Origin of the sequence: Kurthia sp. ISK08, assembly GCF_046159805.1 — a bacterium.
GTDB classification, from domain to species: domain Bacteria; phylum Bacillota; class Bacilli; order Bacillales_A; family Planococcaceae; genus Kurthia; species Kurthia gibsonii.
Window position 1 is genome coordinate 80,208 of record NZ_JBJXHL010000001.1, and the last position, 25,651, is coordinate 105,858.

Annotated in this window: 21 protein-coding genes and 1 riboswitch; of the genes, 7 read left to right on the forward strand and 14 right to left on the reverse strand. The window is 34.5% G+C overall.

Annotation, left to right across the window (positions count from 1 at the left end; genetic code table 11):
- Positions 1 to 199: 199 nt before the first annotated feature.
- The 8 genes from ACKVQX_RS00370 to ACKVQX_RS00405 all read right to left on the reverse strand — a co-directional run bounded on the left by ACKVQX_RS00370 (position 200) and on the right by ACKVQX_RS00405 (position 6,019).
- Positions 200 to 544 carry a YpoC family protein gene (locus ACKVQX_RS00370; protein ID WP_068454303.1) on the reverse strand — a complete coding sequence of 115 codons (345 nt, stop codon included), beginning with the start codon at positions 542 to 544 and terminating at the stop codon, positions 200 to 202.
- Positions 541 to 1,200, reverse strand: coding sequence for an endonuclease III (nth, locus tag ACKVQX_RS00375; protein WP_068454306.1), 660 nt, complete (start codon positions 1,198 to 1,200; stop codon positions 541 to 543). The genes ACKVQX_RS00370 and nth overlap by 4 nt, the downstream gene beginning before the upstream one ends.
- Positions 1,201 to 1,202: 2 nt before the next feature.
- Positions 1,203 to 1,925: a DnaD domain-containing protein gene (locus ACKVQX_RS00380; RefSeq protein WP_082701443.1), complete on the reverse strand. Its 723-nt coding sequence runs from the start codon at positions 1,923 to 1,925 to the stop codon at positions 1,203 to 1,205.
- Positions 1,926 to 2,047: 122 nt separating this feature from the next.
- The gene (locus ACKVQX_RS00385; protein ID WP_285216063.1) at positions 2,048 to 2,221 is read right to left on the reverse strand and encodes a hypothetical protein; all 174 of its coding nucleotides are present in this window, start codon (positions 2,219 to 2,221) and stop codon (positions 2,048 to 2,050) included.
- 3 nt (positions 2,222 to 2,224) lie between these two features.
- Positions 2,225 to 3,034, reverse strand: coding sequence for a G5 domain-containing protein (locus tag ACKVQX_RS00390; RefSeq protein WP_409135915.1), 810 nt, complete (start codon positions 3,032 to 3,034; stop codon positions 2,225 to 2,227).
- 196 nt (positions 3,035 to 3,230) lie between these two features.
- Positions 3,231 to 4,109 (reverse strand): ribokinase, encoded by an 879-nt coding sequence (rbsK, locus tag ACKVQX_RS00395; protein ID WP_285216061.1) that lies wholly within the window; start codon positions 4,107 to 4,109, stop codon positions 3,231 to 3,233.
- Positions 4,110 to 4,111: 2 nt separating this feature from the next.
- Entirely contained in the window at positions 4,112 to 5,080 is a 969-nt protein-coding gene (locus ACKVQX_RS00400; RefSeq protein ID WP_325942857.1) for a LacI family DNA-binding transcriptional regulator, read from the reverse strand.
- Between the two features lie 204 nt (positions 5,081 to 5,284).
- Positions 5,285 to 6,019, reverse strand: a complete 735-nt coding sequence (locus ACKVQX_RS00405) for a glucose 1-dehydrogenase (RefSeq protein WP_068454318.1) — start codon at positions 6,017 to 6,019, stop codon at positions 5,285 to 5,287.
- Positions 6,020 to 6,243: 224 nt separating this feature from the next.
- On the opposite strand from ACKVQX_RS00405, the gene ACKVQX_RS00410 reads away from it, so the two are divergent.
- The 6 genes from ACKVQX_RS00410 to ACKVQX_RS00435 all read left to right on the forward strand — a co-directional run bounded on the left by ACKVQX_RS00410 (position 6,244) and on the right by ACKVQX_RS00435 (position 17,742).
- Positions 6,244 to 6,825: a TetR/AcrR family transcriptional regulator gene (locus ACKVQX_RS00410; protein ID WP_068454321.1), complete on the forward strand. Its 582-nt coding sequence runs from the start codon at positions 6,244 to 6,246 to the stop codon at positions 6,823 to 6,825.
- 536 nt (positions 6,826 to 7,361) lie between these two features.
- Positions 7,362 to 7,542, forward strand: a riboswitch (cobalamin riboswitch).
- 150 nt (positions 7,543 to 7,692) lie between these two features.
- Positions 7,693 to 9,996, forward strand: coding sequence for a 5-methyltetrahydropteroyltriglutamate--homocysteine S-methyltransferase (metE, locus tag ACKVQX_RS00415; RefSeq protein WP_368634162.1), 2,304 nt, complete (start codon positions 7,693 to 7,695; stop codon positions 9,994 to 9,996).
- Between the two features lie 281 nt (positions 9,997 to 10,277).
- On the forward strand, positions 10,278 to 11,495 hold the full coding sequence (locus tag ACKVQX_RS00420; protein WP_165442681.1) for a HAMP domain-containing protein: 1,218 nt from the start codon (positions 10,278 to 10,280) through the stop codon (positions 11,493 to 11,495).
- A 337-nt stretch (positions 11,496 to 11,832) separates the two neighbouring features.
- The gene (locus tag ACKVQX_RS00425) at positions 11,833 to 13,563 is read left to right on the forward strand and encodes a methyl-accepting chemotaxis protein (RefSeq protein WP_409135916.1); all 1,731 of its coding nucleotides are present in this window, start codon (positions 11,833 to 11,835) and stop codon (positions 13,561 to 13,563) included.
- Between the two features lie 85 nt (positions 13,564 to 13,648).
- Positions 13,649 to 17,152 carry an amino acid adenylation domain-containing protein gene (locus ACKVQX_RS00430; protein ID WP_409135917.1) on the forward strand — a complete coding sequence of 1,168 codons (3,504 nt, stop codon included), beginning with the start codon at positions 13,649 to 13,651 and terminating at the stop codon, positions 17,150 to 17,152.
- Positions 17,149 to 17,742 carry a 4'-phosphopantetheinyl transferase family protein gene (locus ACKVQX_RS00435; protein WP_409135918.1) on the forward strand — a complete coding sequence of 198 codons (594 nt, stop codon included), beginning with the start codon at positions 17,149 to 17,151 and terminating at the stop codon, positions 17,740 to 17,742. The genes ACKVQX_RS00430 and ACKVQX_RS00435 overlap by 4 nt, the downstream gene beginning before the upstream one ends.
- A 164-nt stretch (positions 17,743 to 17,906) precedes the next feature.
- Here the strand turns inward: ACKVQX_RS00435 and ahpF are convergent, their stop codons facing one another.
- Together ahpF and ahpC are read right to left on the reverse strand one after the other, a co-directional pair.
- Positions 17,907 to 19,457, reverse strand: a complete 1,551-nt coding sequence (ahpF, locus tag ACKVQX_RS00440; RefSeq protein ID WP_285216413.1) for an alkyl hydroperoxide reductase subunit F — start codon at positions 19,455 to 19,457, stop codon at positions 17,907 to 17,909.
- Positions 19,458 to 19,733: 276 nt separating this feature from the next.
- The gene (ahpC, locus tag ACKVQX_RS00445; RefSeq protein WP_068454340.1) at positions 19,734 to 20,297 is read right to left on the reverse strand and encodes an alkyl hydroperoxide reductase subunit C; all 564 of its coding nucleotides are present in this window, start codon (positions 20,295 to 20,297) and stop codon (positions 19,734 to 19,736) included.
- 510 nt (positions 20,298 to 20,807) lie between these two features.
- On the opposite strand from ahpC, the gene ACKVQX_RS00450 reads away from it, so the two are divergent.
- The gene (locus ACKVQX_RS00450) at positions 20,808 to 21,911 is read left to right on the forward strand and encodes an ABC transporter ATP-binding protein (protein WP_285216056.1); all 1,104 of its coding nucleotides are present in this window, start codon (positions 20,808 to 20,810) and stop codon (positions 21,909 to 21,911) included.
- Positions 21,912 to 22,023: 112 nt separating this feature from the next.
- On the opposite strand, the gene ACKVQX_RS00455 is transcribed toward ACKVQX_RS00450, so the two are convergent.
- From ACKVQX_RS00455 to ACKVQX_RS00470, 4 genes are all read right to left on the reverse strand, one after another.
- Positions 22,024 to 22,572 (reverse strand): NUDIX hydrolase, encoded by a 549-nt coding sequence (locus tag ACKVQX_RS00455; protein WP_087680176.1) that lies wholly within the window; start codon positions 22,570 to 22,572, stop codon positions 22,024 to 22,026.
- A gap of 63 nt (positions 22,573 to 22,635) precedes the next feature.
- On the reverse strand, positions 22,636 to 23,565 hold the full coding sequence (epsC, locus tag ACKVQX_RS00460) for a serine O-acetyltransferase EpsC (protein ID WP_068454346.1): 930 nt from the start codon (positions 23,563 to 23,565) through the stop codon (positions 22,636 to 22,638).
- A gap of 178 nt (positions 23,566 to 23,743) precedes the next feature.
- Positions 23,744 to 25,039: an asparagine--tRNA ligase gene (gene asnS / locus ACKVQX_RS00465; RefSeq protein ID WP_068454349.1), complete on the reverse strand. Its 1,296-nt coding sequence runs from the start codon at positions 25,037 to 25,039 to the stop codon at positions 23,744 to 23,746.
- 108 nt (positions 25,040 to 25,147) lie between these two features.
- Positions 25,148 to 25,630, reverse strand: coding sequence for a DUF5590 domain-containing protein (locus ACKVQX_RS00470; protein WP_068454352.1), 483 nt, complete (start codon positions 25,628 to 25,630; stop codon positions 25,148 to 25,150).
- Between the last annotated feature and the right edge of the window lie 21 nt (positions 25,631 to 25,651).

Sequence of the window (25,651 nt, forward strand, 5' to 3'; positions counted from 1 at the left end):
TCTAAACAAAAGAGCCTGAGACATATGTGTAAAAACACCGTCTCATATGAGCATAATAAAAACCGGAATCGCGCTGTGGCGCGGTTCCGGTTTTTCGTTGCGAACGCTAAAAAAGAAAATGAAATGTTTTATCTCATTCTCTTTTTGTATATACAAAAACTTCGACAAATTATGATTTGTCGAAGTTTTAATCGCTCATCTATTTCTTTAAGCGTAAACGTGCACAGCGCTTTTTCGTTTCCTGAAATAATTCATCTAATTGACGATAACATGCGTATTGTCCAGGTCTCCTTTTAATAAAAGCTAATCGCTCTCCTGCATTAATTGGCAAAATTTCATATTCTTCTTTTTCATCAAAATGTGTTTGATTCGAAGCTTGTAAAATGAACATTTCATATAGGTTAATGCCTTGTTCCATATAATCTCCTGCTGAGTGATCACGTCGATCATGTGCTTCATGAATCTTTTCGGCTAGTGACTTCCATTCATTGAACCATGTATCCACTTGTTCTTTTTGAATTTTTTCTTGATTGCATTGAATCATTGTTCCACTAACCCCTTTTTAAAACGTTTTTGACCTTCTCGACACACATCAAATAATGGACATGCATGACAACCTGGACGTTGCGATTTACAATGATAACGTCCAAAGAATATAAGTTGATGATGCGCTTTATTCCAACGTTCAATCGGTGTTTTTTTCATAATCGTTTCTTCGACTTGTAACACACTATCTTTCCAACGACATAAACCAAGTCGTTTGGTTACACGCTCTACATGTGTATCTACAGCCATTGCTGGAACTCCAAACGCAACAGACAATACAACATTCGCTGTTTTTCGTCCAACACCTGGCAATGTCACCAGTTCTTCTCTCTGGTCTGGAATTTCTCCATTATATACCTCTAGTAATCGCTGACATAACTTTTGAATATTTTTAGCTTTTGCACGATATAAACCAATAGAACGGATATCTTGTTCTAGTTCTTCTAGAGGCACAGCTAAATAATCTTCTGGTTTTTTATATTTCTGAAATAATGTTTTCGTCACTTTATTTACTAAAACATCCGTACATTGTGCAGATAATAACGTCGCTATTGTTAATTCAAATGGATTTTCATGCACTAATTCACAATGTGCATCTGGATACATGTCGTCCATTTTATCCAAACATTCAAGCCATTGTTTTTTTGTTAACATCGCTATTCTCTCTCCTCTAACCAATTATAAAACGGCGCTTTTTTCACGACTGGCTGTACATCTTCATCGATTCTAGTCGGTGTTTTAATTGTATGTTCACGATACTCTTTTGCGTGTCGCAAAGCCGCTTTCGTCGTTGTAATATTTTTCTTTTTCCATTCAAAAAGAATACGATCCATATATTTCAAACTTACTTTATCACTTAGTACGGCTTCTTTTAAAGCTTGACGAATTAAATCAGGTGTATGTCCATCTTGATCAATCCACATCGAAATCGTTTCAATCTCAATCGGTGATAATAGACGACCTAGCTCCTGCTCAAACATTTGGAATAACTGCCCTTCCTCCATTTGTTCCTGACTCACTTCGATTTGCTGTTGCGTATTTTGTTCGCAATCTAATAGACGCATCCAAAGTGGAAATAAATTTATTTTTTCATATAAAATATGATCCTGGTTTGTCTTTTGTTCGATTTGAATCAAACCTTTTTGTAAAAGCCCTTGTAGACAAAACATAATTTGTTGTTCTTTTACATTCATTCGTTGTGCTAAATCAGTATGTGACGGGAAATCAACACCTTGCTCTATAAAGGAATGAAGTTGTAGTAACAACAATGCTTCTTCATCTGTTAATGAAAGATTTTTATAATGCTTAAAAAATAACTGTGGTACAGCAACTTGCCCACTTTCAACCCACGCTTGGAGCCTCATTTGTTCATTTTGCATTTGATTGTTGACTCCTCTCTTTTTCAAAAGTTTCAACGTACATTATAACACTGAAGTAAAAGGTATGAACATGAAATTGCATGGTTTGTGTTTTTTTCGTATTAATAAGCTCAAACGATAAATCATCTCAAATTATTTTTTTGAGCATAATCATGTCGATTTGCGTCAATTGTAATATTACATTGTATATCATAATGTGTTTCGCGTTCTTCTTTTGGAATTACAGCTAGAACACTTTGTGACCACAGAAAAAAACTACACCCGAATAATACGAGTGTAGTTAGTAGTTTATTCATATTCTATTCAACTCCTAATTTATAAATTGTTGAATATCCTTCAACATCAATATGTTTTTTATATAATTTCGAACTTAATAGTTTTCCATTTGAATATTTATCTTTATAAATATACGTATATTTACTTGATTTTCCTTTTTGCCATATTTTTTTCTCTCCTACTGGAATACTATTGCTCTCCACGTATTCAACTTTCGGCTTCACTGTTTTCTCAACAATGCGATTAGCTGTGAAACTGCTGATTAAATACTTACGTGGCATCCAACCGTATGATTTTGTGGAGTAAGAGTAAACATAAGCCCATGAACCACTTACTTTCTTCACCTTCACAACGCTTTTGTCTTGATAAACCTTCTTCAATTTCTTACTTGAAACTGCTGGTTTAGAGCGCAAATTTTGCGTATAAACTACATGCATTTTCTTGCCTGTGATTTTAGCAGCTGAATCCGTAATGTATGAGGTTAAGATAAAACCATCTACTTTTTTCCCGTTAATTTTTAAACCCAAAGATGGTAAGTACGTTTTTTCACCTGAGTACTTAACAAAATTATTATAAATTGCTACAACATTTCCATAATGTTCATATTTATCTTTATAATAATATCCCTTTACAGCACCTTGTTTCCCTTGAACACAAACCTCACCTTTACCAAGAGCATATTTAAATGTTTTGCCTTTTTTATAATTCACGCCCCATTTAGCATATGTTGTATCGTTTGTTTGTTTATCAATGACTAACGTACACTTATATTTTGCGTTATGTGCTGAATCATCATTTAACTCTGCACTTGCTGTTGTAGCGAAGGCTGACAACGTTATTACTCCTAGCATTAAAAATAGTATAATTTTCTTAATTAAACAAACTTTTTTGTATTCCATTTATCATCACCTCTGACAATTATTATATAACAAAAGATTCAACAAAATATTATAACTTTATTATCATAAGAATATAGATTTTATTTTTTAATATAAAAAAGTGACGAGGTTAATCCTCATCACTTCTCATCTATCTTGCTTCTTTTAAGCGGGCTTGCACTGCTTCCACCTTTGGCATACCGCCTTGTGCGCCAAACTTTTCAACAGATAAAGAAGCAGCGATATTCGCAAATTTAACCGCTTCTGTGATTCCTACACCTGTAGTTAGAGCATAAGCAAAAGCACCATTAAATGTATCCCCCGCACCTGTTGTATCCTTTGGTACTGTTTTAAAACCTTTCACAATCACATGTTTTTCACCATCATAGTAACGTGCACCATCTGCTCCTAGTGTCACAATCAGACGATTTGGATAACGTTCAAGCGCATTTTCTACATCGTCTTTAAAAATATCTGCACATTCTGTTTCATTTGGCGTGAAGTATGCGACACGGTCCATCCACTCTTCTTTAAAATTCTCTGCTGGCGCTGGATTTAACAGTACTTTTACACCTAATTCTTGGCACACATCAAGTGCGTATTCTACCGTTTCTTGTGGAATTTCTAATTGCATAATGACTAACTCACTCTTGGCAATTTGCTCACGCGCTGCATCAATTGACTCCTTTGTAACATCGTGATTTGCACCAGGTACTACAATAATTCGATTGTCTTGTTCGAATAAAATAATATTGGCAATTCCTGTAGCAGTGGATGTCGTCTCTACAAACTGATCTTGTACGCTTTCTACTTTTAATAAGTTTCGTAACACTTGTCCAAAAGCATCATTACCTAGTGCACCTACCATATGTACATGCGCACCTAATCGAGCCGCTGCCACCGCTTGATTTGCTCCTTTACCTCCTGGAACAGTGTGAAAACTCTCCCCTAAAACGGTTTCTCCTTGTTTCGGAAATAGATTTGTTTCTACAACAATATCCATATTAATACTACCAATGACTGTTATCATATTTATTCTCCTTTAGTTGAATTTCTTTTTATTAAAATAGGTGCTACAAGTTGGTGACGTTCTAGAATGTCTTCATTTTGCATTTGCTTCCATAAACAGCGAACAGCTCTTTGTCCAATTTGCGTAATTTGTTGTGCAACCGTTGTAATCGTAGGTGTCGTCCATTCTGTCATGCGAATACCATCATAACCAATCAACTGAATATCTTCTGGAATACGTAAATTCATTTGTTGAATCGCTTTTAACGTGTCAATTGCCATTGCATCGCTACTTGCAAAGATTGCTTCATATGTTCGATTTTGTAGTTTTTCAAGCACCAAAATTTTTGTCGCTTCCACTTCATATGCACTAATCACTTCTTCAATTTGTAATGTTTGTGCGCAAGAATAAAAGCCTGCTATTCGTTCATTTGCAACATCCTCTTCACTCGATGCTCGAATACATAGTACATTGTCTACACCACAAGCCATCAAGTGTTGGCAAGCTATTTGACCTCCGAGGAAGTGATCCGTCTTGATTGTCGGAATCTTCTCTGATAAAACGCGGTCTACAGCGACCATGGGAATTTGCAACTTTTCATAGTAACTCGCTTCTATTTGCTTTGTCGCAATAAATAATCCTGCAATATACTGCTGTTGCAATTGTTCAATGATTTGTTTTTCTTTTTCATGTTCATTTCCAATATTACAAAGAATCATTGTAAAGCCGTATTGATAGGCTTGTTCTTCAATTTCTTTTGCTAACTCTGTAAAAAAAGGATTCGTAATATCTGGCACAAGCAAAGCCACCATTTGGCTTTTTTTCGTCGCAAGTGAACGTGCCATTTCATTAGGTCGATAACGCAGTAATTCGATTGCTGCGTGAATCGACTTTTTTGCCTCTTCACTCACATACCCGTTTTTATTTAGATAACGTGAAACAGTAGATGAAGATACACCCGCTTCCTTTGCTACATCTCGAATTGTCGGCATCTTTTCATCTCCTCTGAAACTCATATGGTACCGGTTCCACATAAATATAACGACTTCTTATCCTCATGTCAAACACCTATTTTTATATAAAAAGAAGGACTACGCCAATGCGCAATCCTTCCTTTTAAAGATTCTCTACCTGCTAATACCTCAAGATACAATAAGAGAAAATCAATAGAAGCTATAAATGTTTGGTAAAACGAATTAACGTGCTGACATACCGCCATCAACGATGAATTCTGAACCAGTTGAGTAGCTTGATTCTTCAGAAGCTAAGTAAAGAACTAAGTTAGAAACTTCTTCTGGCTCAGCTACGCGACCCATAGGAATCATTTTAGAGAATGCTTCAACTGCTGCTTTAGTATCTTCTTGAACAACCATTGGTGTAGCAATTACACCTGGGTGTACAGAGTTTACGCGGATGTTTTTAGGAGCTAACTCAAGAGCTGCTGCTTTTGTAATACCACGTACAGCAAATTTAGTATCAGTGTAACCTACAGCGCCACCAACTAAACCGTTAAGTGAAGAAATGTTTACGATTGTACCTTGACCAGCTTTTTCCATTGAAGAAACAACTGATTTAATACCTAAGAATACAGAAACTTGGTTGATTTCAACGATTTTACGGTAATCTTCTACTGAAGTATCAGTGATTGATTTAGCCATAGTAATACCAGCGTTGTTTACTAGTACGTTTACTGGACCGAATGCTTCTTCAGCTTTCGCTACAACGTTTTTCCAATCTTCTTCGTTTGCAACGTTTTGTTTTACGAAAATAGCGTTTTCGCCAAGTTCTGCAGCAAATGCGTTACCTTTTTCTTCATTTAAATCAGTAAGAACGACTTTAGCGCCTTCTTCAATGAATTTTTTTGCGTGTGCAGCTCCCATACCTTGAGCTGAACCTGTAATAATTGCTACTTTACCTTCTAAACGAGCCATTATAAAACTCCTCCTTAAAATCTTTCAGAAATAAACTACACTTGTAAATTAACAAACTTTCATGCATACTGTCAATAGAAAAGCGCTAAATATTTTAATAATAAACTATTTAATTTTAAATTAATTATAACACAACTTGTTCACACATAGCCTAATTTAGGTAATTATAAACTTTCTGTTAAATGGAAATAATGGCATAATGACATTATGAAAGGAATGATTTGATGTCTTCTTCACAAGATCGTAGAATTTTACGCACACAGAAAAAATTAAAAGCTGCACTCATCCATCTTTTAAAAGAAGGACATGATTTACGTTCACTTTCAGTAACGGAAGTTGCACAGCAAGCTACATGTAATCGTGTTACATTCTACTCTCACTATAAAGATTTAGATGACCTTCTTTGCACAATCTTTGATGATTATCTTACAGAACTACTAACCTACTTTAGAGAGAGTTACCAAGCACTGGGGAAAATTTCATCTACAGATGAGCGACTCCACTTAGCTATTTTTGAATATATTTATCAAAATCAATTCATTTTCTCTCTCATTATTAAAGGAGAGATGCTGCCTGGTTCTCAAAATCGTTTTTGTGACAGCCTCGTACAACTAACCGGTAAAGAGATTGCACTAAAAGATGACTTACCGATTGAGGTACCTGCTCTTAGTTACTACTCAACATATGCAAGTCTTGGCTTTTTTATTTATTGGATGAATCAAGATTTCAAAGAGAAACCGGAAGTCATGGCAAAAAAACTAACCTATTTGCAAAGCAAGGTGTTTCAAGAAGCTGAAGTCTTATAAAAGTATGATTGAACTACATCTCCAATTTTTAGATATGTCTAAAAATTGGGATGTAGTTTTTAAATGACTAAATATTCATCAGAAGAAAAGAGGGTGAGAAAAAACATTTCATTTTTCTCTTTTAGAGTTCGCAACGAAAAACCGGAACCTCGCCATAGCGCGATTCCGATTTTTCATGCTCATATAAGATGATATTTTCACAGTTATGTCTCATCCTCTTCAAACTGAAGTGCTACCTGAAAACCGTATAGAATTCTTCTTTTTCTCCGTTACATTAAGTCAGTAGCATGTGGATATAAATTCAAACTTCTAATCACTACTTTCCTATAAAATTTTCAGCTCAAGCTATTTTTGCTGAAGGTGGTTTTCTACACGTTCCTATTGGTTCACTTCTTCGTGTTTAAAATACATTACTTTTTTATTTCCTAACTTCTTTCTAATAATTAAATCTCTCAGATGAAATAGTTGTATATTTTTCTGAATATTCCTCTTTTTCTTTTTATTCTAATATTTTTATGTTATAGTAATCTCTAATTACATAACGTGTAAGAAATGGTACTTATGAAAATAAGTTTAAATGGGAAGAGCGATGTAAATTCGCCACTGTCCCGCAACTGTAATTGGGAGTTTTTCAAACAACGCCACTGTTCTTTAATGGGAAGGCTTGAAAAATGTTGAACATAAGTCAGGAGACCAGCCATCTTCTAGTACACACCAAATACCTACGTGGAGATAGGTGGTGTTCTGTGCGCATAGACGGGGAAATTATCCTCTTTTTCAGTATGCATAGATAACGCTTCAGACTATTTCCTTTAAGAAATAGTCTTTTTATTTTGGTTTATGTAAATTCAAAAGGAGGTTTTTATAATGACAACTGTATCAAGTACAACGATTGGATATCCATATATTGGTGAAAACCGCGAATGGAAAAGAACAGTAGAACAATTTTGGAATCAACAACTTTCAGAAAGTCAATTTGAAAAAGAATTAAAAAATCAACGCATAGCAAATTTACTAAAACAACAAGATAAAGGAATTGAACAAATAACAGTCGGTGACTTTACTTATTATGATCGTATGCTAGATTTAGCTTTTATGTTCCGTCTAATTCCCGAGAGATATCATACATTAGAATCAGAACCTTCATTGAAAACATATTATGCGATGGCACGTGGCTCAGACACAACAATTGCGTGCGAAATGACGAAATGGTTTAATACGAACTATCATTACATCGTTCCAGAATACGAACAACAAAAACTATCATTAGGACACAACTACTTACTTGATTTATTCAATGAAGCAAAATCTGTATTATCAACAACTCCAAAACCAACATTTATTGGTCCATACTCTTTTATTCAGCTAACAAAAGGCTATTGCGAAAAAACAGTCGCATCTTTTATTTTGCAACTATTACCACTTTACGAACAAGTAATTCAACAACTTGTAGATGCAGGAGCTGAATGGATTCAACTTGAAGAACCAATGTTCACGCAAGAGTTAGACGAAGAACAACTACAATTAATTGATGTGATTTATCAACAATTAGCTGATCATGTACCAGGTGCGAATTTAATGATTTCCACTTATTTTGAAGCAATTCCACAATACGAAAGAATTGTACAACTACCTGTAGCAGGTATTGGATTGGATTTTGTTCATGGATACAAAGATAATTTACAAGCAATCAAGCAATACAGTTTCCCAGGAAATAAAGTATTAGCTGCTGGTATTATTAATGGTCGTGATATTTGGGTCAGCCCTTTAAAAGAGGTCACACAAAAAGTTGAAGCTATCTTACAATTAGTTTCGCCAAAAGCATTGTGGCTACAACCTTCTTGTAATTTGCAACATTCACCTGTCACAACCGCTGCTGAAAAAGCATTGCCAACTGTCTTATATAATGCACTTGCATTTGCAGATGAAAAATTAGATGAATTGCGTCATATCACTTATTATATTCGTAATCAATCTTTTGAAACCCCATCTATAATAAAAGAAAATTTAATGGTTATTGAAAAACTTGCTACCGATGTATCTCGGAATAACTCGACTGTTGCACAAGAAATCAAACAACTTAACAAGAAAGATTTTAATCGTTCACAGCTTTTCGAAGAACGTATTATTACACAAAAAAACAGATTACACTTACCTGATTTTCCAACAACAACTATTGGAAGCTTTCCACAATCAGAAAAAATCAAAAAAATACGTTCGCAATGGCGTAAAAAAGAAATTTCAACAGAGCTTTATGAAACTCAATTACGTGCAGAAACAAATCGCTGGATTAAAATTCAAGAAGATTTAGATTTAGATGTATTAGTTCATGGTGAATTTGAACGAACAGATATGGTGGAATATTTCGGAGAAAAACTAGCTGGTTTTGCATTTACTAAAAAAGCTTGGGTTGTATCTTACGGTTCGCGTTGTGTAAAACCCCCTATTATTTATGGCGATATTGAATGGCTTGAACCGATGACTGTTAAAGAAACAACAGATGCTCAAGAACAAACAGATCGTTTAGTCAAAGGAATGTTAACAGGACCGGTCACCATTTTAAATTGGTCATTTGTACGTGATGACATCGAACGTAGTAAAGTCGCTATCCAAATTGCACTTGCACTTAAAAAAGAGATTCTTGCACTCGAAAAAAGTGGTATCCAAATCATTCAAGTCGATGAACCTGCCTTACGAGAAGGTTTACCATTACGACAGTCGCGTCAACAAGATTACCTAGATTGGTCAATTAATGCATTTAAATTAGCTACAGCTGCCGTTCAACCAAGTACGCAAATTCATACACACATGTGCTATTGTGAATTTAATGATTTTATTGAACCGATTGTTGCACTAGATGCAGATGTTATTTCACTAGAAACTTCACGTAGTCACGGTGAATTAATTCACTCATTGCAACATACACCTTATCCATATGGTATTGGTTTAGGTGTATATGATATTCATAGTCCACGGGTACCGAGTGTAGAAGAAATGTATACGATTTTAGAAGATAGTTTGAATATCATTCCAAAAGAAAGATTTTGGATTAATCCAGACTGCGGACTTAAAACACGTCGCGAAAAAGAAACCGTTGACGCACTAAAAAATATGGTAAGTGCTGCAAAGCAATTAAGAAGCCAGATTAAAAAACAACCTATTTCACTTTAACTCACCTCAAATTTTTAATATAAAATAATTTAAAACTAAAGAACCCTTAGAATGATTGAATTATGTATTATTCTAAGGGTTTTTACTTTTTATGCTTATAAATCTTTTGTATGCATCAAATCCTATCAATTTCGTAAAGTAATATGTACCATGCTAATCATTTTATTTGTACACTTTTTGTTTTATTTTAATTAGTGAAAATTGAACCGAAAGTATTAACTTCTTTAGTATAAAGTGGTATGGTTATGTATATTATTATTCCACGAGACAAGGGAGATTCAATGAAATATTTGTCATTAAAATCTAAAAGTATTTTATTTGCATCGATTATTACGATTTTAGTCTCTTTAATCATTACTTCCATTAACTACTACATGAATATGAATGCAACAGTGAGTCGTCTCTCTACAGATTCAGAACGTACGATGAAAGCATGGTCAAAAGAAGTATTAACATCGGATGTCGAAAAACTTGTTGCAACACAAGATGAAGAACTACAAAAAAAAATGATTGCAAAATTTGATAAATTAGCCAATTACCAACCGCAAGTTGCTCAAGGCTATTTATTTGGTGTCGAGTTGCGTAATGGGAGTCAAACAAGTGTCATCTCAGGCCCAACATTCCTCATGGAAGCCTTTGAAAAATCGGACTTATTAATTGGTGACTTTTATACACAACCACAAGTCATTGCCGATGCCATTGCTGAGATGAAAATAACGAAAAAACAAACATACTCTAAAATTTATACCGATCGTTTTGGTACATGGATTACGGTCTTAAAGCCTTTATTTAATAAAGATGGTGAAATGTTCGCCTATTACGGAATAGACTTTGATGCTAACGCATATCTTTTAGGCGAATATAATAAAATTAAAACAACGATTATTATTTTAGTTGTTCTTTTACTTGTTGTTTGTTTAATACAGCTTATCTTTATGAATCGACTATTTAGACCGATTACGATTATGCAAAAGAAAATCGCTCGTTTGAACAAAGGGGATTATTCTGTTCGTTTAAAGGAAAGTGAAGATGAATTGGGCAAGTTATCCAAACAGCTAAACATCTTATTAACACAACTCGACGAACAACAGAAAAAACCTGTAAATTTATATGGTATGGAGCCAACAAACCTTGGTCAACTATCAAAACAATCTATGTTATTATCTATGGATATTCATTCTTTCTTAGAAAACGAAAAAGATTTAAACCCATATATTAGACGAGTACTATTAAAAGAAGAACAACATCAAAAAATCGCTAAATTAGCTAATCCATATATGATTTTATCACTCTCTACATGGTTAAATAGCATGAATTTAAGAGGACGGATGAATACTACAGAAAAAGAAATTCTATCCGAATTGATTCATATAGAAAAACCTAACCAAGATGTTCTATACAAGGGTATTATTGCAATTATTCATAACCCAGTACTATCTCAAAAAATTTATACAGCGATTTATAAAAACTTTTTTGAAATATCTAATCAACTATCTTAAAATATTAATTTTTCACTTACAGAACTTTGACTCATTAATTAGAGGAAAGTTCTTTTTTTGTGTTTTTTTAACTAAAAAAATCATTTTATTTACTTACGTTAAAAAATTTTCATTGTTTTTTTATTGTTTTAATGGATTTTTCTTCCTTGTTTTATATTAAAAAACACTTATTTTTACACCAAAAAAATAATTATAATGCTTTTTAAATCCATTAAATTATACAAATACCATTTTTTATTTTTTTTCGAATTTTCCAAATGAGCATAAAGTATTAACTTTTAGTGACCGTAATGTTATATTAGTACTACAATAAAATGTATGCAAAAAAGGAGTAAACATGAGAAAATTATCTTTAAAAATGAAAAATATTTTATTCGCTTCAATTATTACGATTTTAGTAGCTATTATTTTGACAACTATTAACTATTTTATGAGTATGAATGCGACTGTCGATCGACTTACAAATGTATCAAAAGATACAGTAAAAGCTTGGTCACAAGATATTAAAACAGCAGATGTAGAAAAATTAGTTCAAACTAAAGACGAAAATATTCAAAAAGAAATAGTGGCTCACTTTGATCGTCTAGCTCAATATCAACCTCAAGTTGCACAAGGTTATATTTTTGGAGTGGAATTGGAAAATGGAACGGGTACTAGTGTTATATCTGGCCCCACCTTCTTAATGGATGATTTCGATAAGTCAGATTTACATATTGGCGATATCTATACACAACCAAAAGTGATTGCAGACGCAATTGCCGACATGAAAAAAACAAAACAACAAACAATTTCAGATATTTATTCTGATGATTTTGGTACATGGATGACGGTTTTAAAGCCACTTTTTGATGAGAATGGTGAAATGTTTGCGTATTACGGGGTCGATTTTGATGCAAGTTCTTATTTAAATGGTGAATATAAAAAAATCAAAACAACCATTTTCATTTTAATTGGACTACTATTACTCGTATGTGCTATTCAATACGCATTTATGAGCAAGCTATTCCGTCCTATTACAGAGATGAAAGAAAGTATGGCTCTTGTAAGTGAAGGTGACTATTCTGTTCGTTTAAAAGAAGGAAATGATGAATTAGGACAATTATCGAAGCAATTCAATACAATGAGTGAAACAATTGGTGGTATGTTAGATTCCATTCGTTCATCATCAACTGCTTCTAGTATTCAAGCAAATAGCCTTTATAAAGAAGCTGATGAAGTGAATCAAACATTAGAAGAAATTACAAACTACACAGATAAAATTACAGGTCGATTACAAAATCAAAACGAATCTACTACTGAAGTTCTGACTTCAATTCAAGAACTTTCTCGTTCTGTAGACTCCATTACAAATAATGTTATGAACGTAACAGAGTTATCCCTCACAACAGAAGACCATGCAAAAGCAGGTACAGAAGCAATTAATGTGTTGAAAAATCAAATGGTGAAACTAAAAGATTCTTCTCAACGTTCTGAGAGTAATGTCTCATCACTTAAAAATCGTTCATTAGAAATTAGCAGTATTGTTCAATTAATTACAGATATTGCGGATCAAACGAATTTATTATCATTAAATGCTGCAATTGAAGCTGCACGTGCCGGTGAACATGGTAAGGGGTTTGCTGTAGTGGCAGACGAAGTCCGTAAATTAGCTGAACAATCTTCAAAATCAGCTAAACAAATTGAGACACTCATCCAAGATGTACAAGTAGAAACAGAAAAAGCTGTACAATCATTCCGTACAGAAGCTGCTCTTGTTTCTGAAAGTTCATTATTAGTTGGAAATATGGGCGCCATTTTCCAAGATATTCTGTCACAAACATCACATGTTTCAAGTAGTATCCAGGAAGTATCAGCCGCAATTGAAGAAATCGCTGCTGAAAACGAGGAAGTAGCTGCAATTTTTGAACAACTTGCACATACATCAACTGAAAATAGTGATGCAAGTCAAAAAATCAAACACAACATTCGTAATCAACAAGTTTCATTTAGTAAAATTGTTGAGTCAACAAAAACAATGAATGATATCGTATCTGAATTAGAACAATTAGTTTCTGATGTGAAAAGCTAACAAAACATGGTGAGAGATTGAAAGATCTCTCACCATTTTTCACAATATAACTGTATGAATTATGAAAAATTGGAGGTTTATTAACTTGGTTACTTTACAACAAGATTTGAAAATCACGCAAAATTCTCTATTCCCTATTGATACATCTTTTCGTTCAGATGTCTCGACGTATCAATCTGCTAAAAAAAATTTAGATTATTCAATTCAATGGCATATTACAGCTTTTGGTATTTGGATGAACCGCTTAACAAATGAAGCATCTATTGAACTTGCAATCGAATTAGACCAAAAACAAGCTGTGGTTCATATGGCTTTTTCTCAAGATTCAACAGCTGATGAAATTTATAAACAAGTTGTTTTAGAATCTACTGAACATCTGTCAAACGACTTAAAATTGGTCTTTTCTTCAAATAATTATCATTTTGAAAGTTACACATGCTTTTTAAACGAAAAAAATATCGAACGTTATGAACAGTATTACACTATTATTTTGGCAGCGATTTTAGAGAATCCGAATATTAAAATTGCTCAAATCAATCTTATGACTGCATGGGAACATCAGCTTTATCAAAAATTAAACCAGACAGAACAAGATACACCAATCGATCAAACAATGCATGATGTATTTGATCAGACGGCACAAAAGTATCCACAAAAAGTTGCTTTACAAGATGCAACAAAAACACTTACTTTTTCAGAGATTCAAATACAAGTAGATAGTATTGCTCAACTATTAATAGAGAAAGGGATTCAAGTAGGTGATTATGTTGCAGTTTATATGCAACGCAGCATGGAAGCGATTATTTCTATGTTAGGCGTAATGAAAGCTGGAGCCATTTATGTACCACTTAGTCCTGATAATCCTGACGAACGAAATGAGTACATCTTAAAAGACACACAAGCAAAATTCGTATTAACAGATGCGATTACTACTGAAAAAGCAATTACTTGGGATGAACAAATTCCAATGGCACTGTATACTCAAATCGAAGAAAAAGCACTTGTGAAAAAGCCAACGGTCAAACCAACTGATCTCGCCTATATTATCTACACTTCTGGCTCTACCGGTAGACCAAAGGGTGTGAAAATACCACATAAAAGTATCGCAACATTTGCTTATGCTGAAAAAGAAACCTATGGATTTTCGGAGCATCATATTTTAACTCAATTTTATACACTCACATTTGATGCATCTTTACTTGAATTATGTCCGATGATTTTCCACGGGAATACACTGTATATGTTATCCAAAGAAGAGCGACTCGATATTTCTTTATTTGCAGAAGCAATTCATGAACATCGCATTGACTATATCATGATGGTTCCAATGAGTGCTTTAAAACAGTATCTTCTATTTGCGACTGAAGAAGACATCGAAAAATTACAACGTCTACAATGTTTTGGTGTAGGTGGTGAAACACTTCCTTTAGATACGGTTCGACTTTTCCAAGAAAAATTCGGTCTTATTCCTTTAAAAAATGTATATGGCCCTACAGAATGTTCTGTTTTAACGACGACTTATACAATCGACACACTGTTACCAAAGGATCTGATGACAATCCCAATTGGAACGCCTTTACCGAATTATCGTGTACATGTCTTAAATGATGGGATGGCTTATTGTCCAATAGGCGTTACAGGTGAACTATATATTGAGACAACTGCTCTAGCTGAAGGCTACTTACATCTTCCTGAAAAAACAGATGAAGTATTTGTAATGACACCTCATAGTGAAAATAGAATGTATCGAAGTGGCGATTTAGTACGTTTACTACCGAATGGTCAAATTGAATTTGTTGGACGAAAAGATACGCAAGTTAAAATACGTGGATATCGTGTTGAACTGGGAGAAATCGAAGAACATCTTCTTGCAATACCTGAAATTACAGATGGTGCGATAATCGCAAAAGAGATTCAAGGTGATCTATCCATCGTGGCATACTATCAGGTAAAAGATGGGGTTACTTATTCAACTGAACAGGTAGTAGATGCTTTAAAACAACAAGTTCCAGCATATATGTTGCCTGCTTATATGATTGAGCTTGAAGAATTCCCTCTATTACCAAGTGGAAAAATTAATCGTACTGCTTTAAAAGAGCGTGAATTAGATGTGCAAGTTCAAGTGAAGCATACAGAGAATCAATTAGCTCCAGTAAATGATGAAGAAGCTATCATTTTAAAAGCATGGCAAGATGTATTATTACAACAAGACATTGGCACAAATGAAGATTTCTTTGAAATTGGTGGTCATTCATTAAAAGTTTTAGCAATCTTAACACAATTGAAAAAGCAATTCCCTATGTTGAAAATTAATGATTTCTTTGAATATCGTACAGTTCAAGCACTTGCTAATTATGTACGTACTACTGAAACTCAAGAAGAAGTTGTAAAAGAGACGAAACAAAAAGAACTGTTTGAGCATCCAAAATCATTACACAGCATGACTGTTTTCAAACCGATTACACAGCAATCGATCTTATTAACAGGTGCTACAGGCTATCTAGGTGCACACTTACTAATCGACCTATTAAAACATCCTGAGGTTACGGAAGTTTCCGTACTTGTGCGTGCAACATCAAAAGAGCATGGTTTAAAACGTATCCTTGAGCAGTTACGCTATTATGAACCAAGCCAACCAATGGAAGAACTTTTACGAAATACTTCTTTACGTATTATTTTAGGTGACTTCACACAACCTAACTTAGGCGCAAGTTCTGAAGATCTTATGTGGTTACAAACAAATGTACAAGCACTTATTCACTGTGGAGCAGACGTACGTCACTTTGGTGATGCAGAGCACTTTAAAAAGACAAATATTGATAGCACTGCCTATTTAATTGATTTCGCAAAACAATGTACAGAGATTCGCTTCCATTATGTTTCGACATTAGGTATTCAAGAAGATTTAGCATCTGAAGGTAAATGGGACGATTTCTTAACAAAAGACTCCATTTTAGATGCCCCTGATGTTGAAAGTCTTTATACAAATAGTAAGTTAGCATCTGAAAAATTGTTACAACAAGCTCATACAGAAGGTCTTCCTGTTACAATTTATCGTCCTGGTAATATTTCTTGCCAATCAACTACAGGAATATTCCAAAAAAATATTGATTCAAATGCTGTATATCGTATGTTTAAATCATTTATTTTATTAGAAAAAGCACCGAATGTTAACTTCATGATGGACTTTACAATGGTTGATTACGCAAGTTCTTTAATTACAAATATCGCTCTTTCAAACGATACAATCGGTGGAATTTACAACATTTGCAATACAACGCTGATTTCATTCAAAGATGTTTTACAACACTTTAGAAAATTCGGTTATACAATCGAACTTGTAGATGAACAAGAGTTTATTAACTTCTTATATGATGATTCTAAAAAAGATGCTGAAGGTCTTGCTCTGGCTATGGCTGGCTTAGAAGGTGATGGCGCAAAAAATTCATCCCTATTATATGCATGTCCACAATCCGAATTGTTTATGACACAAAACCAATTAGTTTGTCCTAAACCTGATGAAACATTCTTTGAACATATGATTCAACAAGCAATTCAGCAACACTATTTTCCGGAGATAAAAAAATGAAAATACTATTAACCCCTATTTCATACAATAAATCGATTTTCAGAAGTTTTTTTCCATTATTAACGGCTGATGAACGTTCTTATGTACGCAAGTTTACTTCTTTTAAGCGTGCATATGAATCTTTGATTGCACGTATTATAATTAAAAAATATCTAGGTGTCGATGGTATTGGACAAACGAAAGATGGGCAACCTTATTTACCTGACAGTCCTTATTATGTCAGTATTTCACATTGCGAAGGATATGTGATGGTTGCCTACTCTAATTGTAAAATCGGGGTAGATTTAGAGTTACAACAACCTCTTTTAGAAGGAACTGAGTACTTTATGAGTTCATACGAACAAAAAATTTTCAAACAAGAAGCTCAACAACTTTGGTTAATTAAAGAGGCTTATTCTAAATGGTGTTCACTAGGATTTCGTGGAATTGATCCACAAAAAATTCAATGTAAAAAAAAGAATGACCAGTGGACAATTCAAAAAGAACATTGTTTTGTGAAAACAGAAAAATACGGTGAATTATCGTATGCATTTGTTTCTTCACAAGAAAAGGTAAGTAAATTAATTCTAGTAGAAGAGAAATATTTATAATATAAACTAGGCTAGAACATAACATTTCACTTCTCTTTTTAGCGTTCGCAACAAAAAACTGGAATCGCGCTGTGGCGCAGTTCCAGTTTTTCTTATACTCATATGAGAAGTGCTTTTTACTCTTATGTCCAGCCTATTTTCTAATGCTTAACTATGGAAAAGTATTATACTTCTACTAACTCTTCTGTATGACGAATTAGGTAATCAAATGCACTCAATGCCGCTGTTGCACCTGCACCAATTGAGATAACGATTTGTTTATAGGCACTATTTGCACAGTCACCTGCTGCAAACACACCATCGATATCTGTTGCTCCATTACGATCTGTAACAATCTCTCCACGTTCATTCAATTGAACAGAACCTTCTAGGAATTCTGTATTTGGTAATAAACCAATTTGAATGAATACACCATCAAGTGCTACATGATGTTTTTCTTTCGTTACAGCATCGATATATTCAATACCATTCACTGTACGATCACCTGTAATTTCAGATGTTAAAGCATTCGTGATAATTGTTACATTTGGTAAACTACGTAAACGTTCTTGTAGAACTGTATCTGCAATTAACTCACCTGTGTTTTGTAGAAGTGTTACATGGTTCACAATTCCAGCTAAATCGATTGCTGCTTCAACGCCAGAATTACCACCGCCTACTACTGCTACATCTTTACCTTTGAATAATGGGCCATCACAGTGTGGACAATATGCTACACCCTTATTTTTAAATTCTTGCTCACCCTTTACGCCTAATTGACGATAGCGAGCACCTGTTGATAGAATAACAGTTTTACTTTTTAAAACTGCACCATTTTCTAATTCAACTTCGATTAATTGTTTCTTCTCAATATTTTTCACACGTTGTGCTTTCATCACATCAACTGGATAATCTAATACATGTGCTTCAAGACTTGCAACAAATTTTGGACCTTCTGTTGCTTTTATACCGATAATATTTTCAATCGACATTGTATCATTTACTTGTCCACCGAAGCGTTCTGCAACAATTCCCGTACGCACACCTTTACGTGCTGCATAAACTGCTGCACTTGCACCTGCTGGACCTCCACCTACTACTAACACGTCAAATGGTTCTTTATCATTGAATTCGGCAGCATCAACTGTAGAACCTAATTTATCTAGAATATCATCTAATGTCATACGACCACCTTCAAAGAAATCCTTATCACGGTAAACTGCTGGTACAGCCATGATTTCTTTTTCTTCTACTTCTGATTTGAAAGCGCCGCCTTCAATCATTGTATGTGTAATATTTGGATTTAATACAGACATAATATTTAACGCTTGAACAACGTCTGGACAGTTATGACATGTTAAACTAACATATGTTTCAAAGTTCATTGGCTCTTTAATCGCTTGAATACGTTTTACTGTTGATTCATCAATTTTTGGTGCACGGCCACTTACTTGTAATAACGCCAGTACAAGCGACGTGAACTCATGACCAAGTGGTAAACCTGCAAAAATAACACCTGTATCTTCACCTACACGATTAACGCTGAAACTCGGTGTACGTTCTAATTCTACATGTTCAATTGTAATACGTGGTGACATATCATCTAATGTTTGAACAAGTTCTAACATATTTTTTGATGTTTCATCTTCGCCCACATGTACTTTTAAAACTAAGTCTCCTTCTAACATGGCAAGGTATTGCTTTAGTTGTGTTTTAATTTGATCGTCTAATAACATAATTGAAACTGCTGCTTTTTTCACTTCTAATTATATGTTTCCATCATTTTTTTGCACAAAAGTGATGGAACTATATACGTTGAATGCCCTCTTTGACAGCAGTATTTTCACCTCTTCATTTCGTTTCAGGTAGGTAAGAGAGTGATGCCAAACCATAAAACGATTCATTTTTCCGTACATTTATGCAATTTTGCTAAAAACAGAGCGACAAATACCAATCTGTAGACTGATGTTTGTCGCTTGTCTAGTGCCCTATATGACTACAGTGGCGTTAAATTAGATTTTACCTACTAGGTCTAGGCTAGGCGTTAATGTTTCTTCGCCTTCTTTCCATTTCGCTGGGCATACTTCACCTGGGTGGTTACGTACGTAGTTAGCTGCTTTAATCTTGTCGATTAATTGAGAAGCGTTACGACCGATACCATCATTGTTGATTTCCATAGTTTGTACTACACCGTCTGGATCGATTAAGAAAGTAGCGCGTTGTGCAAGACCTGCTTCTTCGTCTAATACGTCGAAGTTGCGAGAAATTGTGTGTGTTGGGTCACCAATCATTGTGTATTCGATTTTAGAAATCGCTTCTGAATGATCGTGCCAAGCTTTATGTGTGAAGTGTGTATCAGTTGATACAGAATATACTTCAGCACCTAGAGATTTTAATTCGCCGTATACAGCTTGTAAATCTTCTAGTTCAGTTGGGCAAACGAATGTAAAGTCAGCTGGGTAGAAGCATACTACAGCCCATTTACCTTTTAAAGTTTCTTCTGATACTGTTTTGAATTCACCGTTTTGGAATGCTTGTGCAGTGAATGGTGCGATTTCTTTATTTACTAATGACATATTCAATTCCTCCTAGATATATAATCAATTATTAATAATAAATCCTTAATTAGAATTATTATTGTTTACATTGAAATTATCATACAAAAGACTTTCAATGTCAACCCTTATACATATATCTTAACAAATTTATTCATTCATTGTCCAAGAATATAGTAAAACCAAGTGTTTACAGTCATTTCCCACTCTGAACAACTTTGTGAGACTTTTCACGTAAGCTACTAGTGAAATAGTGAACATACTTGATTTTACGCATTTTCCAAAGTTTTATATACATCTTCTATATCCTTATAAATTGTCATATTTTAGACGTATTTTACACATTCTCATTCACTAACCAATGTAACCTATATTTTATGTACTTTTGCACACTTCCATCTCAATTAAAAGCTTTTACTCGTTTAATTGAGAATAAAAAAATGTCGTAATTAAAATTACTGCTATTTCAAAGGTACTTTGACTATAATAGAATACGAAATGTATAGAATTTAAACATAGAGGAGATCTATGATGGCTGAATTAACATTACAAAATATTTATAAAATTTACGATAAGAAGGTAACGGCTGTAACGGACTTCAATTTAGCAATTCAAGATAAGGAGTTTATTGTTTTTGTTGGGCCATCTGGCTGTGGAAAATCGACAACACTTCGGATGATTGCAGGATTAGAAGAAATTTCAAAAGGTGACTTTTACATTGATGGGGAACGTGTAAATGATTTACCACCAAAAGATCGCGATATTGCGATGGTGTTCCAAAACTATGCGCTCTATCCACATATGACGGTTTATGAAAATATGGCATTTGGCTTAAAACTGCGCAAACTACCAAAAGAAGAAATTAAACGTCGCGTATCTGAAGCAGCGAAGATTTTAGGGTTAGAAGAATATTTAGAACGAAAACCAAAAGCATTATCAGGAGGTCAGCGTCAACGTGTGGCACTTGGTCGTGCGATTGTACGCGATGCAAAAGTATTTTTAATGGATGAACCCTTATCGAACTTAGATGCTAAATTACGTGTACAAATGCGTGCAGAAATTATTAAGTTACATCAGCGTTTACAAACCACTACAATTTATGTAACGCATGATCAAACAGAAGCGATGACGATGGCGACACGTCTTGTTGTAATGAAAGACGGTCTCATTCAACAAGTGGGTTCACCAAAAGAAGTATATGAAAAACCTGTGAATGTCTTTGTTGCTGGCTTTATTGGCTCACCAGCTATGAACTTTTTCAAAGCGCGTATTCAAGGTGATTTTGTACAAGTGGGCATATTACAGCTACCATTGACTGCAGAACAGCGTACTTTGCTACACGACAAAGGTTATAACGAGCAAGAAATTATTTTAGGAATTCGTCCAGAAGATTTTCATAACGAAGAAAATATGCTAGAACAACTACCAGAACATACTGTTCAAGTGAAGATTGATGTAGCTGAATTAATGGGTGCGGAATTTATGATTTATGCGCAACTAGAAGAACAAAACTTTATCGCACGTATTGACGCAAATGAACAGGTGTCATCTGGACAAACATTATCACTTGCGATTCAATTACAAAAAGCACACTTCTTTGACGCGACAACAGAAATGCGCATTACAGCTGAATAATTTTTTTAACAGGCTGGGACAAACATTTCACTTCCCTTTTTATCGCAACGAAAAAACTGGAACCGCACCACAACACGGTTCCAGTTTTTTTATGCCTAGTCTGTTTCTTATTTTACTTCATTTGTGCAATGATTTTATTATAAATCGGTAGCATATGTTCTTCCTTACAATATGTACTCAATTCATCAAATGGAATCCACGCCACATCACTATTTTCCTCTTCACACACAACAAGTGCCGCTTGGTCATCTGCTTCAACTAGATACGTGACGTTCATATGTAAATGCTCTGATACATACTGCCCTTTTTTCACATGTCCTAAAACCGTTAGTTGCTCAATCGAAATAGGCTCTTGTTGAACAGGTTTTGCTTCTACCCCTGTTTCTTCTTGCACTTCTCTTAATGCAACAGCTAAAAAATCTGATTCACCATCCGCATGTCCTCCTGTCCATGCCCATGATTGATAAATATTATGATAGACCATTAATACATGTGTACGTGCTTGATTCACGACAAAAGCTGAAACTGTCATATGTGCAATTGGGTTTTGACGTGTTAAAACATCTGGAAAGTGTGTGAATGCATAGCGAAATGATGCTAAGTCTCGCTCCTCTTGTTCATTCACAGGTTGGTATTGTAATAGCTTTTCTTGCCAATTCATTAGTTGACTTCCTTTCATAAAAAAGAAGGAGGTATGGTAGCTGAACTACCCCTCCTTATTTTTTTAAATTTCATATTCAATATTTACAGATTGGTTAATACTTGGTGAAGGTTGTGAATGGTATACGCGCGAATGTGGCACAACAGAATGTGTTAACCAAATGTTACTGCCTAGTACGGTATCATGACCAATTTTTGTTTTGCCACCTAAAATCGTTGCACCCGCATAAATCACGACATTATCTTCGATGTCAGGATGACGTTTAATTCCTTTAATTGGATTGCCTTCATCGTCTAGTGGGAAGCTAAGCGCACCTAATGTTACACCTTGATAGATTTTAACATTGTTACCTATTGTACATGTTTCACCGATTACAACACCTGTACCATGGTCGATGAAGAATGAATCACCAATGGATGCGCCTGGATGAATATCGATTCCTGTTAATTCATGTGCATACTCTGACATAATACGTGGAATAATTTTCACATCTAATTTATATAGTTCATGCGCAATACGATGAATGCAAATCGCTTGAATAGATGGGTAACTCAGTAGAATTTCTTCTGTTGATGTTGCAGCAGGGTCGCCATTATAAGCTGCTTGAATATCTGTCTGTAATGTACGACGAATTTCCGGGAACTTGTTCATCAACTGAATAACAATTTGATCTGCTCGTTCACGTGCAACGTTTTCACATACATCTTCATCTTCTTTATTATAAAATAGCGCTTTTTCTAAAATATCACGTAAATCAAGCGCTGCTTTTCGTAAATTATTACTAATTGCGACATTCAGACGCACTTCATCAATCGGTTTTTGATCATAGATTCCTGGGAATAACGCAATGCGGAAACTTTCAATGACACGATAAATGCGGTCGCGTCCTTTAAAACCAATTGAATTTTCTAAATCAAAATAATCTTGATTGATTTCAATCAAGTCATTTGAAATTTCAGGTACCTTTGTATTTAACCAATCATTTAATTCCATAATACAAAATCCTCCTCATCTACTCTAAAGCGTATTCATTACGCTCGCTCATCTTTGTTCTATTTTAACGCACAATGTACAGTGTTCCAACTAAATTGTTTTTTATTTTTATAGCATACTTTAATTCTCAAAAGAAAAAGCTCATATGACTTAACATCACATGAACTTTCGTCTTCTATTATGGGTAAATACGATTTAATAAACGTGGGAATGGAATGGTTTCACGCACGTGTTCAGCACCTGTTACCCAAGATACTGTACGTTCTAGCCCTAAACCGAAACCTGAGTGTGGTACAGAACCGTATTTACGAAGTTCTAAATACCAGTTGTATGCTTCTTCATCTAAGCCATGTTCTTGGATACGTTGTTTTAATAAATCATAATCCCAAATACGCTCAGAACCACCGATAATTTCACCATAACCTTCTGGAGCGATTAAATCGGCACATAGCACGACATCATCGCGGTCTGGATGTGGTTGCATGTAGAATGGTTTAATATCTTTTGGATAGCATGTAATGAAAACAGGTAAATCAAAGTGATTTGCAATCGCTGTTTCATGTGGCGCTCCGAAATCATCGCCCCATTTAATATCATCAAAACCTTCTTTATGAAGGAATTCAATGGCTTCATCATATGAAATACGTGGGAATGGCGCTTTTACTTTTTCTAATTTTGAAAGGTCGCGACCTAAAATTTCTAATTCTAGTTTGCAGTTTTTCAATACAGATTGCACGATATACGATACAAATTGTTCTTGTACTTCTAAGCTCTCATCATGTTCCACAAAAGCCATTTCTGGTTCAATCATCCAGAACTCGATTAGGTGACGACGTGTTTTTGATTTCTCAGCACGGAATGTTGGACCGAATGAGAATACTTTCCCTAATGCCATTGCTGCTGCTTCTGCATATAATTGACCTGATTGTGATAAGAATGCATCTTCATCAAAGTATTTTGTATGGAATAGTTCTGACGTACCTTCAGGTGCTGAAGCTGTTAAAATTGGTGGATCCATTTTAACGAAGCCATTGTCATTAAAGAATTCGTATGTTGCACGAATTAATTCGTTACGCACTTTCATTTTTGCATGTTGTTTTTTTGAACGTAACCATAAGTGACGGTTGTCCATTAAGAACTCTGTACCATGCTCTTTTGGTGTGATTGGATAGTCGTGTGATTCTGAAATCACTTCGATGTCCTTCACTTGTAATTCATAACCGAATGATGAACGTGTATCTTCTGTTACTTCACCGATTACATATAATGAAGTTTCTTGATGAAGACCTTTTGCTGTTGCAAACATTTCTTCAGAAACTTCTGCTTTTACAACAACGCCTTGTACAAATCCTGTACCATCACGTAATTGTAAGAAAGCAATCTTACCGCTTGAACGCTTATTTGCAAGCCAAGCGCCAATTTTTACTGTTTCGCCAACATGTTTTGGCATTTCTTGAATTGTAATTTTTTTCATGGGAATCCTCCATCACATCTGTGATTAAGTAAATAGTTGCCTATCTACTTCTTGATTTATTCTCTTTTATTATATACAAAAAACGAGAGCATTTCTATTTTCGAAATATTATAAATTCGTGATTTTTTTCCACCATTGACCTGTTTCAAATACCACATAAACATAATTGAGCTCATCTCGGTTATTTTCGAATGCTACTTCCCAAACGGGACCTGGCTTTTCAATACCTAAATGGACATGAAGCACTTTTTTTACTTTTTGTCCTTCAGTAGCTATCTTAATCGCTTCTTTTTCTGTAACACCTTTTGACAATTCAATGACTTCTTTTTTAACTTTTGATTGATCTTGATTCAAAACCACGGCTGTTGATTGGTTCTTATCATTTTTACCAATAACCGTAACATAGTGGTTTGTACTGTTATATACATAAGATTTATCAACTGTTTTTAATAATCGTTCCTTCAACACAACATCTTTCGCTTCTTGTGTAGCACTATGGTAAGGGGCATACGCTTTAATTGTTACAAGTACTGTTAATACAACTGCTAACATGACGAAGAAGATGGCGAAGAATTTAATCCAACTTTTCATTCCATCACCTAAACCTTTAAT